The sequence below is a fragment of the Caballeronia udeis genome (assembly GCF_001544555.2).
GTDB classification, from domain to species: domain Bacteria; phylum Pseudomonadota; class Gammaproteobacteria; order Burkholderiales; family Burkholderiaceae; genus Caballeronia; species Caballeronia udeis.
On the sequence record NZ_FCOK02000050.1, the window covers coordinates 57104 to 69577 of the forward strand.

Annotated in this window: 9 protein-coding genes; 2 read left to right on the plus strand and 7 right to left on the minus strand. The window is 60.3% G+C overall.

Annotated elements, in window-relative coordinates; translation table 11 throughout:
* Positions 1 to 1584: 1584 nt before the first annotated feature.
* The 3 genes from AWB69_RS48050 to AWB69_RS29150 all read right to left on the minus strand — a co-directional run bounded on the left by AWB69_RS48050 (position 1585) and on the right by AWB69_RS29150 (position 5610).
* Positions 1585 to 3789: a hypothetical protein gene (locus AWB69_RS48050; RefSeq protein ID WP_156529004.1), complete on the minus strand. Its 2205-nt coding sequence runs from the start codon at positions 3787 to 3789 to the stop codon at positions 1585 to 1587.
* A gap of 112 nt (positions 3790 to 3901) precedes the next feature.
* Positions 3902 to 4168, minus strand: a complete 267-nt coding sequence (locus AWB69_RS48055; RefSeq protein WP_156529005.1) for a hypothetical protein — start codon at positions 4166 to 4168, stop codon at positions 3902 to 3904.
* Between the two features lie 146 nt (positions 4169 to 4314).
* Positions 4315 to 5610, minus strand: coding sequence for a tyrosine-type recombinase/integrase (locus AWB69_RS29150; RefSeq protein ID WP_062090300.1), 1296 nt, complete (start codon positions 5608 to 5610; stop codon positions 4315 to 4317).
* A gap of 168 nt (positions 5611 to 5778) precedes the next feature.
* On the opposite strand from AWB69_RS29150, the gene mltA reads away from it, so the two are divergent.
* Positions 5779 to 6942, plus strand: a complete 1164-nt coding sequence (mltA, locus tag AWB69_RS29155) for a murein transglycosylase A (RefSeq protein WP_062090301.1) — start codon at positions 5779 to 5781, stop codon at positions 6940 to 6942.
* A 64-nt stretch (positions 6943 to 7006) separates the two neighbouring features.
* On the opposite strand, the gene paaK is transcribed toward mltA, so the two are convergent.
* From paaK to paaN, 4 genes are all read right to left on the minus strand, one after another.
* A complete protein-coding gene (paaK, locus tag AWB69_RS29160) occupies positions 7007 to 8311 on the minus strand; it encodes a phenylacetate--CoA ligase PaaK (protein ID WP_062090302.1) in 1305 nt (434 codons plus the stop codon).
* A gap of 74 nt (positions 8312 to 8385) precedes the next feature.
* Positions 8386 to 8817 (minus strand): hydroxyphenylacetyl-CoA thioesterase PaaI, encoded by a 432-nt coding sequence (gene paaI, locus AWB69_RS29165; RefSeq protein WP_062090303.1) that lies wholly within the window; start codon positions 8815 to 8817, stop codon positions 8386 to 8388.
* 33 nt (positions 8818 to 8850) lie between these two features.
* A complete protein-coding gene (gene paaG / locus AWB69_RS29170) occupies positions 8851 to 9648 on the minus strand; it encodes a 2-(1,2-epoxy-1,2-dihydrophenyl)acetyl-CoA isomerase PaaG (RefSeq protein ID WP_062090304.1) in 798 nt (265 codons plus the stop codon).
* A 120-nt stretch (positions 9649 to 9768) separates the two neighbouring features.
* The gene (gene paaN, locus AWB69_RS29175; protein ID WP_062090305.1) at positions 9769 to 11478 is read right to left on the minus strand and encodes a phenylacetic acid degradation protein PaaN; all 1710 of its coding nucleotides are present in this window, start codon (positions 11476 to 11478) and stop codon (positions 9769 to 9771) included.
* A gap of 130 nt (positions 11479 to 11608) precedes the next feature.
* Between paaN and AWB69_RS29180 the strand changes: the two genes are divergently transcribed.
* Positions 11609 to 12385 carry an enoyl-CoA hydratase gene (locus tag AWB69_RS29180; RefSeq protein WP_062090306.1) on the plus strand — a complete coding sequence of 259 codons (777 nt, stop codon included), beginning with the start codon at positions 11609 to 11611 and terminating at the stop codon, positions 12383 to 12385.
* The last annotated feature ends 89 nt before the right edge of the window (positions 12386 to 12474 follow it).

The window sequence follows — 12474 nt, forward strand, 5'->3', positions numbered from 1 at the left end:
TGAGCTACTGATAAGCGGGGCGACGACCGTGCAGTGCTCGCAGGATCGTGGAGTAGTCACGTGGACGGTGAATAACCGACAGGTAGACCGTGACACCGCTGGCCGAGCACTGGCGTTTGCACGAGCGCATCCGTCTGGACGTTTCACCGATTTTCATAAGGGGTGACCGTGGACGAACCACGCTTGTACGTCGTGCAGTCAATGCAGCGGGCACGGCTTACGCCGTTTGAAGGACACCCAGTAGCGCCGTGGACGACAGGAAAGAGCCAGTCATTACCGCCACTGCCCGACAAGCCGCAGAAGCCGAAGAAAGCCAAGGCCGCTGCACCAGCGCCAGCACCCGTAAGTCCTTACCCACGCCTGCCGAGAGACGCGGCGATTAAGCGCATGCTGGAAGAAGGTAGAACTTCTGCGTACATAGCGAGCGCACTGGGGGTAGATGCAAATTACGTGTACGGCTTGAAATCCAAGCTTAAGCGCGCGGGGACATTGGTGGTGGCCGCAGTAACTGACGTTGATAGTGAGCAGGCAGAGGCAGTACCAGCAGCAGTAACACCGGATGCAAGCCCGGTACAGCCCGCGTGCCTACCGGCGTCACCAGAGCGCGTACGCACGCATATTCTCGATTGGGGCGCACGCATGGGGAGTTATGAGTACAGCAGCCCACCTGCTGGGTGTGTGCCGAGGAAAGCCCGCAAGCGCGTCAACGGCATGACACGCGGGCAGATGCGGGATGAACTACGCGGGTACGCCCGTGCATGTCCGTGCGCAATCAATTGCGCAGCAGCAGAGCATGGCCCACGACCGCAGCAGCCAGAAAGCATCAAAAAACCCTTCGAAACAGGCCAAAAGGGGAAATTTTTTGCGGGCGGCGTAAGCCGGGATTTAGATGTTGCCTGGAGAACAGTATGCATAGCGTAGGAAGATCAGGCAGGCGGCATGCAGATGGAACCGGGCGAAGTTAGCGCGCGAGCGACAAGGCCAGTAGTAGACCGCAGAAGTGCATCACGGTGACCACGGGCGCGCGAACGCGCCAGCCTTGTACCACTTGTACGGTTGTGCCACCTGTACCCCACGCGCAGACCGTTGAACGTTGAACCGGCAATCCCTCCCTCGCACGACCGACAGATTTTCTGTACGCCAGCACGACCCACGGCATACGCACGTGCGGGTCTTGAAATCACCGGTCAACAGCATGTCAGACCTACGGGCCGAGCCAGTACGCTGTTAGTCGTTTAGCGCCAACGAGACAGGTTACCGGTCAACCCGCTCGTGGTTGTAAATTTGGGGTATTCTGCTATGAGTGACCCACGACGCACAGCAGCAAAAGTGGGGTAAAAATTGATAACGCTTATTATGTCAATATTTCGTGCAGCGCAATAACTGTTATAAATCAAATACTTGCGCTGCTTCGTACGATTATCGTAAGTTATCGACAAATGCTGCATCGCACTAGCTTACGAGTTGAGGCGAAATGTGGCAAAAGCCGTAAGCCGGTGGTCATACGAAAGGCAGTAGGGCGTTGTAGTCCTTACCTGCCTGCACGGTAGTTCGCGCAATTGATTGCGCAGAAGCGCGGCGCAGCTACAGCCCCAGCAGCGACACCGGCACGACTCTAGGCCGCTCCTGCACTGGCAGCGATGCTGGTTGTTGTTGATCGGCGTACACCGGGAAAACCTCAAAAGGCATCACTGCCTGCCCGCACGTGGCACGAACCGCACTACCGACATTGCCGTGCGCGTACATCGCACCGGGGTTATCTGCCCACGTGCTGGCACGCGCGGTACTGCCTGAGCCTGCACGTGCTGCCATCGTTATTGACAGCCGTAGATCAGCCTGCGCGGTACTGCCTGCACTGCCAGCACCGTCAAATAGCTGCCTGCCCACCAGATTGGCCGCACCTGTACTGCCCACGGCGCTGCTGGCCTGCACGGTAATGCCCGTACTAGCACTGGCGCTGGCGCTGCTGCCCGTACCCGCACTGGCCTTGACCGTGACCGCCGTATGCAACTGCGCGTGTCCGCTGCTGGCCTGCGTAGCGCCTGCCTGCACGGGTATGGCCGTGCCCAGCGCCGCGCTGGCCGTGCTGACCGCCTGTGCGCGCGCGCTCACAGCAATATCAGTAACCAGCCCCGCAGACGCCTGTGTATCCCCAGCGCCTTGCGCTTGCGCTTGTGCAGATGTACTGAGCGCCGCGCTGGCTGTGCTACCCGCAGTAGCGGAGACGTTGAAGCGCTGTTGACCCACCAGATTAGCGCCAGCGGTACTGCCTGCACCAGCGGCCCCCTGTAGGTCTTGATTGGGCGTATTCAGCGAGGCGCTGGCACTGCTGGCCTGCACAGCCTGCGCACCGGCATTGACCGCCGTGCTGAGAGCAGCACCAGCAACAGCCTGCGCGCCAGCAGCGCCGCTTAGCACCTGATTGGGGGTATTCAGTGCCGCACTTGCACTGCTGCTGCCCGTGCCGGTGGCCTGCGCGCTAATGGCCGTGGTGAGCGCCACGCTGGCTGTACCTGCTGTTACACCCGCTGCACGCGCCCGCACTGACGTACTCAACGCCACACGCGCCGTGCTTTGGTCCGTGGTCGCGCTGGCAACGGCAATCGACGTACCTAACGATGCGCTGGCGCTACTACCTGCACTGGCCGTGCTACCCGAAAGCGGGTTAGGCATATACGCGCTGGCGCTGCTGGCCTGCCCGTTGCTCGCTTGCAGGTTGATGGACGTACTGAGAGCCGTGCTGGCCGTGCTGGCCGTCGCTGCATGCGCGTGCATGTCATTGGCGAGTGCAGCAACAGCGGCACTGCCCACGCTGGCCGGACTAACAGACAGCGGGTTGAACAGGCTGGCTTTGGCAGTGCCCGTTACTGCCGTGCTGGCGGATAACAGAATCGAAGTTGAGAGCGAAGCACTCGCGCTGCTGCCACTTCCGGTTGATGCACGAACAGCAATCGACGTGCTAAGCGCTGTACTGGCCGTGCTGGAATCGCTGGCGCTGGCGAATATTATGCCGGGGGTGTACGCGATAAGAATTACGCCTTGCGTGCCTGTACCTCCACCACCGCCCCCGCCAGCACCGTAGTTACCGGCGACACCACCAGCGCCATAGCCAGCACCGCCACCACTGCCGGTTACGCCGTCTGCGAAGTCGTTGCCAGCACTACCAGCACCGCCGCCACCACCGCCCGAACCTCCACCACCGCCCCCGCCACCACTTGCACCACCACCGCCCCCGCCACCGGGAAGGCCACCAGCACCGTCACCCGAACCGCTAAAGTTGTTTCCGCCGTTACCGCCGTTGCTAGTGCCACCAGCAGACCCAGCGGAGCCGCCGCCATTACCCCCGCCACCTCCACCACCACCCGCGCCGGTTCCACCAGCACCGCCAGCACCATGAGGACCGCCAGCACCACCACCGCCGCCTAAAGTAGTACCGCCCGCACCGCCGTTGAAATGAACGCTGCCACCTGTACCGCCCGTGCCGCCAGCACCGCCCGTGCTGCCTGAATTCTTGCTGCCACCGTTGGCGACAATCAACCCTGAATTGAACGAGGTGTTACCGCCGTTGGCGTTCGTACCACCAGCACCGATGACAATCGGGATAGACGCGCCGGGTGTATAGCCAGTAAGGGCTAGGGCTTTGCGATACTCACCACCGCCATTACCGCCGCTGCCGGAAGTCGCGCCAGCGCCACCACCTAATACCTCGACCGAATCGAGTATGCCGCTGCAATCAGCGGGAACCACCCAGCTAGTACCGCTGGTGAGAACCACGAATTTTTGGGCCATTATCTGCCCCGTGCACGATCACGCTTACCGGGCCGTGGTTCGAATATCACCCAGACCAGCGCGTATATGAGCGGGAACAGCAGAACATCTAGGCCGAGTAACTGTAGGACGGTCATGATTGACCCCCCGACAGGTACGCGATGATCGTGCTGGCGTTCCAAAAGGGCCGTCCGTCATGACCATCAGCAGCGGGCAGCAACCCCGCCTTTTTACGGCTGTAAAACTCAGGTGAGGAAATGCCGAATACGGTCAACAGGTGACCGACGCGCAGCCGCCCGCACTGGTGTAGTTCGAACGGCAGGGGTAGCGGACGGGCGTTACCGTTACTTCTCTTCGATGCACTTGGTGCAACGGTCTTTGGCGCGAATGAAATGCCCATGACCCCCTCCTTTTAGGGGTTGGACGGCACTCCATTGCCTCATTGATTAACAGTGGTAGACGCGCCGCTGGTGGTGGACGCGTCCGATAACATGATGATTATGAACCCGCGTGCACAGGCGTGCAACGACATTCACAGCCCTTGAACTAGCTTCCGGGCGTGCCCTTCAGACCGTGCAGATACGCCCCCCACGCGTCCATGATCTGCACCCGCTCAGGCCAGAATTTCGCCTGCAAATACGCGCGCTTGGTGGCGTCTTTCTCTAGGTGGGCGAGTTGCTGTTCGATTGCCTCGCCACGGTAACCCGCACCGTACGCCCACGTGCTGAACGATCCCCGGCAACCGTGCGCGCGGAACCAGTTTCCGGTATCACCACCGAAGCCCATGTACGACAGCGCGGCGTTAACAGTGGTGGACGCCATGTAGTCTGCTGGACGCCTGCTATTCGGGAACAACCAGCCTTTGCCACCGGTCAACACCTTCAGTTTTTCCAGCACCGCCAGTGCCTGAGCCGAAAGCGGAACAGCGTGTTCGATTCGCTTTTTCATACGCGAGGCCGGTACATTCCAGACCTTGTTCGTGAAGTCTATTTCCTGCCAATCGGCGGCGCGTACCTCGACCGTGCGCAAGGCCGTCAACATCAGTAGTTCAATCGCCAGCTTGGTCAACATCTGCCCGCCGTACGCACCAACCGCCGCGTGCAGCGCCACCAGACCCGCGCTATCGAGAGCCTTGTTACTTTTCGGGGCTGGCTTTTCTACCACGTCAGACGCCCGCAGATCGGCCACAGGATTGAACTTGATTAAGCCCTTCATTTTTGCCAGCCGGAACACGCCATCCAACGCACGGCGCAGGATGATCGCGCTATGCGGAGCCACGGCCTTACGTTCTCCTGCATCCTTGTTAACGGACGAGCGGACGGCCACGCCCGTAACCAGCGCGTACAGATCACCGGTTTCAACCACGCCGATAGGCCGCGCACCTATCGGGTTGTCGCGAACGTATCTTTCCAACATCGCTCGCACCTTGGCCGCGTGGCCCGCGCCCCAGTTAGGTGTTTTCTTTGCCAACCATTCATCAGCCACCGCCCACAAGCTACCCGGCACTGGCGCATCTACTGGCGTGCTGGCGGGCGCACCGTTGTTCGTGGCTGGTGCGGGCTTGGCTTGCTTGACCTTGACAGGCGTAGGGGGCTTGCCTTGGTCTACTTCCTTGGCAGCAGCAGAGCGCAAATCGCGGGCGTGATCCAGACTCACTGCCGGGTACTCGCCAAGCGGGAACGTGCAATCCCGGTCACCGTTGCGATAAGCCCAGTACCAGCGTTTGCTACCGGACGTGCCGACGAGCAAATACAATCGCTTCATATCGCTCAGTTTGTAGGGCTTGGCCTTGGGCTTGGCGTTCTTAACCTGTACGTCTGTGAGTACCTTGGTCTTTGGCATGACCCACTCCTTTGGGGTGAAACGAACTACGGGGTAAAACCGGGACTTTTCACCCCCAAATTTTACCCCATAACCCGAAAATGCACAGGCGTGCATGAGCGTGCAATTTATGACAAAACCCAGTATTTATAAGGCTTTAACGATGAATGAGCGTGCAGGTGCGTGCAAATGCTAGGTTTCATCAAGAACGAACATTGTATGCGTTTCACTCGCTCGCTTGCCGGATTGGCAGGATGGGCGGCGTCGCTCACAGCAGCCGTCCTGCTCGCTTCGTGCGGCGGGGGGGGCACCAAGTCCGGATATCTTGCGCCGCCGACCGGTGCGCCGATCATCACCGGACAACGCGCTGCCAACCGCCTGACTGCGGTGAGCTGGCAGCAAGTGCCCGGCTGGCAGGACGATTCACTGCTTGGCGCGACGGCCGCAATGCGCCAGAACTGCAGCCGTCTCGCGCAACAGCCCGCGTGGCGCCGGGCGTGCGCGGCGGCGCAACGGCTCGACGACCTCGACATGAACGCCGCCCGCGAATTCTTCGAGGCGTACTTCACGCCATTCCAGCTGGCCAACACCGATGGCACGCTCGACGGTCTCGTGACCGGTTACTACGAACCGTTGTTGCGCGGTGCGCGTACTCGGCATGGGCCTTATCAGTACCCGTTGTATCGATGGCCGTATCGGTTCAAACCCGGCACCGCGTTACCAACGCGCGCGCAGCTTGAAAGTTCCGGCGTGTTGAACGGCAACGAACTGGTGTGGGTCGACGATCCTATTGAAGCGTTCTTCCTGCAGATCCAGGGCTCGGGACAAGTCGTGATGGAAGACGGGACCGCGATGCGCGTCGGGTTTGGCGGGACGAACAACCAGCCATATAAATCGATCGGACGTGAGCTGCTGGATCGGCGTGAACTCACGCCTGCACAGGCCACGATGCAAGGTATCAAGGCGTGGGCGAAAGCGAACCCGTCGCGTGTCGATGCGTTGCTCGACGTCAATCCGCGCTTTGTGTTCTTCCGCGAGATGCCTGGAACGGAAACGCTGGCGGCCGGCGTGGGCACCGGACCGGTGGGCGCGCTGGGTGTTCCGCTTACGCCCGAGCGCTCGATTGCGGTTGATCCTTCCTCTATCCCGCTTGGTACGCCGGTTTTCTTGCAGACCACTCGCCCATTGAGCAATGCGCCGATGAACCGGCTGGTGTTCGCTCAGGACACCGGCAGCGCGATCAAGGGCGGCGTGCGCGCGGATTATTTCTGGGGTCTGGGCGACGACGCCGGGGATCTCGCCGGCCGGATGAAGCAGGCCGGCAGGATGTGGCTGCTGCTACCGAATTCGTAGCCACGTGGGTTGAAGACGTTGCTAAGGTAATTGCAAGCGCCGGCTTTGGCCGGCGCTTGCAGAATCAGCTCGCCGCTTTCCGCCGATCGATCACCCGCCGGGCCTTTCCGACGGACCTCTCAATACCATTCACATCCAGCACCTGAACCACTGCACTGACACCGATCAACGCCTTGATGTCATAAGCGAGCGCGGCTTTGGCCTGATCGAGAACGCTCGTATCCGGGGCCGTCTCAGGACAGGGCTCGACATTCAGCGTAAGCACATCGAGCGGGCCTTCCTTCGTCAGCACGATCTGATAATGCGGCGCGAGCGCGTGTTGTTTGAGCAGCAGTTCTTCAATCTGCGTGGGAAATACATTTACGCCGCGCACGATCATCATGTCGTCTGAACGCCCCGTGATTTTTTCCATCCGGCGCATCTTTCGCGCGCTGCCCGGCAGAAGCCGAGTGAGATCTCGGGTCCGGTAGCGGACGATTGGCAGCGCCTCTTTAGTCAGCGAAGTGAACACGAGTTCGCCTAGTTCACCGTCCGGCAAGACCTCACCGGTTTCAGGATCGATGATCTCGGGATAGAAATGGTCTTCCCAGATCGTCGGACCGTCCTTCGTCTCCACACACTCCGACGCCACGCCTGGCCCCATCACTTCTGATAAGCCGTAGATATCGACAGCGTCGATACCCATTCGCTTCTCGATAGCCACGCGCATGTCGTTTGTCCACGGTTCCGCACCGAAGATGCCGATGCGCAGCGAGCAATCGGCAGGGTGAACGCCTTGGCGCTCGAGTTCGTCGGCAATCGACAGCATGTAGCTGGGCGTCACCATGATGATGTCGGGACGAAAATCCTGGATCAGCTGGACTTGCTTTTCAGTCTGGCCGCCGCCGAACGGGATCACAGTTAAACCCGCGCGCTCAGCACCGTAATGAGCGCCGAGGCCACCGGTGAATAGGCCATAGCCGTAGCTGACGTGCACTTTGTCGCCACGTCGTGCACCCGCAGCCCGGATGGAACGTGCGACGAGATTTGCCCAGGTGTCGATGTCCTTCGCCGTGTAACCAACCACGGTCGGCTTGCCCGTCGTTCCCGACGACGCGTGGATTCGCGAAATCTGCTCGTGCGGAACGGCGAACATACCGTACGGATAGTTATCGCGAAGATCCTTCTTTGTAGTGAACGGGAAACGCGCCAGGTCGGCGAGGGTTTTCACGTCATCCGGATGCACGCCCGCTTCGTCGAATTTGCGGCGATACACCGGCGAGTTTTCATACGCATGGGCGAGCGACCACTTGAGGCGTTCGAGCTGCAACGCCATTAGCTCGTCGCGGCTGGCCGTCTCGATCGGGTCCAGCGGAAGCGCGTTGTTCATCGAATGTCTCCTTCTTGATCGTCAGTCAATGGCCCTGGTCAAGCTCGTATGGGCGCTGTGTTTTGTAAAGCGGGTCAGGATTCCACGGGAACCAGATTGCCCTTTATCTGCGATGACTTGCCGCGGAACATCGCAACTGTTTCACCTTCACGGTTCGTGACGCGAATGTCGTAGATGCCGGTTCGCCCCGTCAGTGATTGTTCGACAGCTTCTGCCGACAAGCGGTCCCCGCCCTTCACCGCACGCAGGAATTCAATGGAACACCCCGCCGCGACCGTATTGATGTTGTACGAGTTACAGGCGAACGCGAACGCGGAGTCGGCCAGCGTGAAAATGAGTCCGCCGTGGCAGATGCCGTGACCGTTCAGAAAGTCGTCACGGACGTTCATTTGCATGCACGCGTACCCCGGACGAACTTCCTTGAGTTCGAGGCCGAGCGCACGGCTGCATGCATCCGCTTCGTACATGGCTTGCGCGGTCGCGTTGGCGAGTTCTTCTGGCGTCATTGCTGCGTTCTCCCGGAGTTTGCTGATCGAATTTCAGAGGCCGTCGAAGCGGGGCGCACGTTTTTCCTTGAAGGCGGCGACACCCTCGGCATAGTCGTGCGAGTCACCCAGTTCGCGTTGAACATCGCGCTCAAGATCCAGTTGCTGATCGAGCGTGTTGTTCGCGGCGGCACGGATAGCGTGCTTGATCGCGGCGAGTGCCTTGGCCGGCTGCTGTGCGAGTTGCGTGGCAAGCTTGAATGCAGCGCTTTGCAATTGCTCGTCGTCGACTACTTTCCAGACCAATCCCCATGCTTCAGCTTGTTCGGCGCCCAGCTTGTCGCCCGTCAACGCGAGGCCCAGCGCCCGTGCTTCACCTACGCGCCGAGGCAAGAGCCATGTGCCGCCGGTATCCGGAACCAGGCCAATCTTCACAAAAGCCTGGACGAAACTCGCTGAACGCGCCGCGATGATCAGGTCGCACGCCATGGCGAGATTCGCTCCGGCACCGGCCGCGATACCATTGACTGCGGCAATCACCGGCAACGGCGACGCCTGCAGGCGACGCACGAGCGGATTGAAATGCTGGTCGATCAGCGCGCCCAGATTGGTCATTGCCCCGGGCGTGAAGTCAAGATCGGCGAGATCCTGACCCGCGCAAAAACCCCGGCCCGCCCCCGTGATCACCAATGCACGCGCATTGCTTCCCTCCACCCGATCGAGCGCCTTGCTCAATTCTTCATGCATCGCCCGCGTGAAGCTGTTCAGCTTGTCGGGACGATTCAGCGTCAGCGTGGCGACGTGCGTGCTGGCGTCGATATCAATGACGATTGAGTTGCCGTTGTCGGACATGGTGTCTCCTTGCTGGCTACGTTGCGCAAATACGCATGCCTTCGATACTAGCCGCGCCCGGCGCCGCGTTCCATTCGGCCGAACGGCCTATGTCTCCACGCGGCGTTGCGGGCCGGGCACCTATGCCGTTTGGCCAGCTGTTGCCGGTGCGGCATTCGGTGCAACATGCACTCTGCTTTGGACAACACGGAAGCGGTTCGCTACGTAGGCTGCGTCGGACAATGCCGAGTTCGCTGCGGGATTGGCCCCCGTCCCGTGGAAGTCTGAGTACGCCGCTGTCTGGTTGACGAACACGCCACCGGTCAGGTTGATCGAGAGCGCGACACCGCCGCGAATCGCTGCGTCATAGGCTGCGTCGACTACTGCATCGTCTGTGCTGTACACGGAAAACGTAAGCGCACCGTGTTCAGCGGCAATCGATCCCGCCAGATCGAGTGATTGCGCCGTCGAGTCTGTCGCAATGACGAAAGAGATTGGGCCAAACCATTCCTGCGTGAATTTCGCGGCGTCGGTGCGAACGTCCATTTTCAACATGAGGGGAGAGCGCACGTGCGCATCAGGGAATGCGGGATGAGCAAGCGATTGACTATCCGTCAGCACTTCGCCCAGTTGCCGCGCGTCGGCAATGCGTGCCATCACGCCATCATTCTGAATGGCGCCCGTCAATTCGACCGCGCGGGCCGGATCGGAGACCAGCTTTTCGACCGCGGCCGCGAGCGTCTTCGCTACGTCGTCGAAGCTCATCTGGCCTTCGCTGGTGCGGATGCCGTCGCGTGGCACGTAGATGTTTTGCGGCGCCGTGCACATCTGGCCGGAGTACAGCGCCAGCGAGAATGCAATGTTGCCGGCAACGGCTTTGAGGTTATCGACCGAATCGATCACGATCTGATTCACACCGGCCTTCTCCGTGTACACCTGCGCCTGATGCGCATGGCGCTCGAGCCAGTTGCCGTTCTGTGTGCTGCCGGTGAAGTCGATCAGCTTGATCTCGGGGCGCAGCGCAAGATCCTGGACGAGAGGGCCATCGTTCGCGTTGGTCGCAAGCAATGTGACCACATTCGGGTCGAATCCTGCTTCGCGCAGGACCTCGCGAGCAATGCGAACTGTAATAGCCAGCGGCAGGATGGCGCCCGGATGCGGCTTGACGATGACAGTGTTACCCGTGGCCAGGTCGGCGAACATGCCCGGATAGCCGTTCCACGTGGGGAATGTGCAGCAACCGAGCACGAGACCCGTGCCGCGCGGCACGACGGTGAAACGCTTGTGCATCGCGAGCGGGGGATTTTTGCCTTGGGGCTTTTCCCAATAAGCGTCGGCCGGAATTCGGCGAAGCTCGTCCCAAGCGTAGGCCACTGCTTCGAGCGCGCGATCCTGTGCGTGCGGACCACCTGCCTGAAAGGCCATCATGAAGGCTTGCCCGGTCGTGTGCATGACGCTGTAGCCGATTTCGAAACTCGCCTTGTTCAGCCGGGTCAGTATTTCGAGGCTTACACCTGCCCACGCGTCAGGACCGGCGGCGCGCCACTGACTTTGCGCCGCTGCGGATGCCGCCAGCAGGGCGTCGACGTCCGCTCTTGGATAATGAATTCCGAGCGTGAGCCCAAATGGCGAATGCTCATTGCCGACCGTCTCGCCGGTGGTCGGCTGGTTCAGGTCGAACGTCCGGTTCAGGTGTGCTTTGAAGGCTGCCTCGCCGTCCGAATTTGCTGTTTCACCGTACACTTTGGGACTCGGCATTTCGGGAAACGGGCTCCAGTAGCCACGTGTTGCAATGGCGGCGAGCGCTTGGTTAAGCGTCGCTTCGTGCTTCGTGAATAGCGGATGTGTCATGGCGGCAAGGGATGAGTAACGGTGATGGACGCTTGGTCAATTAATTGACCGACCGGTTGGTTTGCGAATGTTAGCATTTTCGAGACGCGTGCGCGAAGCGTTTTCGCGCGAGTTCACATGGGAGGAATGAATGGCTTACGAGAATCTATTGACCGAAGTCCGCGGACGAGTCGGCTTGATCACGCTGAACCGGCCTAAGGCGCTCAACGCGCTAAACGATGCGCTGATGGATGAGCTCGGCGTCGCGCTGAAGCAATTCGATGCCGACGAGAACATCGGCGCGATCGTGCTGACCGGCAGCGAAAAAGCGTTCGCAGCAGGGGCGGACATCGGCATGATGGCCGGCTACTCCTATATGGACACGTTCAAGGGCGAGTACATCACGCGCAACTGGGAAACGGTGCGCACGATTCGCAAACCCGTCATTGCCGCGGTGTCAGGTTTCGCGCTTGGTGGCGGCTGCGAGCTGGCCATGATGTGCGACATCATCATCGCCGCCGACACGGCCAAGTTCGGTCAACCGGAAATCAAGCTTGGTGTAATCCCGGGTGCTGGCGGCACGCAGCGCTTGCCGCGCGCAGTGTCGAAGGCAAAGGCGATGGACATGTGCCTGACTGCACGCATGATGGGCGCTGAGGAAGCGGAGCGCGCGGGCTTGGTATCGCGCGTTGTGCCGGCGGCGAGCCTGTTGGACGAAGCAATGGAAGCCGCATCGACTATCGCCGGCTTTTCGCTGCCTGCAGTAATGATGGCGAAGGAGTCTGTTAATCGAGCATATGAATCGACATTGGCTGAGGGAGTTCACTTCGAGCGGCGCATGTTTCATTCGCTATTTGCTACCGAGGATCAAAAGGAAGGAATGGCGGCGTTTGTCGAGAAGCGCAAACCGGTTTTTAAGCACCGCTGAAATTCTTTTCGTGAACCCCTTGCGCGAGGGGGAAACGGGCACTAGAATTCCGTTCCTTCGCTTCACGAAGAAGCGAAGGGGAGTGAGAA

Bases quoted from the DNA above. Each gene is read 5' to 3' on its own strand.
- paaK (WP_062090302.1), bottom strand. From the start codon at position 8,311: ATGAACAACGCGCTTCCGCTGGACCCGATCGAGACGGCCAGCCGCGAC.
- paaN (WP_062090305.1), bottom strand. From the start codon at position 11,478: ATGACACATCCGCTATTCACGAAGCACGAAGCGACGCTTAACCAAGCG.
- AWB69_RS48050 (WP_156529004.1), bottom strand. From the start codon at position 3,789: ATGGCCCAAAAATTCGTGGTTCTCACCAGCGGTACTAGCTGGGTGGTT.
- paaG (WP_062090304.1), bottom strand. From the start codon at position 9,648: ATGTCCGACAACGGCAACTCAATCGTCATTGATATCGACGCCAGCACG.
- AWB69_RS29150 (WP_062090300.1), bottom strand. From the start codon at position 5,610: ATGCCAAAGACCAAGGTACTCACAGACGTACAGGTTAAGAACGCCAAG.
- AWB69_RS48055 (WP_156529005.1), bottom strand. From the start codon at position 4,168: ATGGGCATTTCATTCGCGCCAAAGACCGTTGCACCAAGTGCATCGAAG.
- mltA (WP_062090301.1), top strand. From the start codon at position 5,779: ATGCTAGGTTTCATCAAGAACGAACATTGTATGCGTTTCACTCGCTCG.
- AWB69_RS29180 (WP_062090306.1), top strand. From the start codon at position 11,609: ATGGCTTACGAGAATCTATTGACCGAAGTCCGCGGACGAGTCGGCTTG.
- paaI (WP_062090303.1), bottom strand. From the start codon at position 8,817: ATGACGCCAGAAGAACTCGCCAACGCGACCGCGCAAGCCATGTACGAA.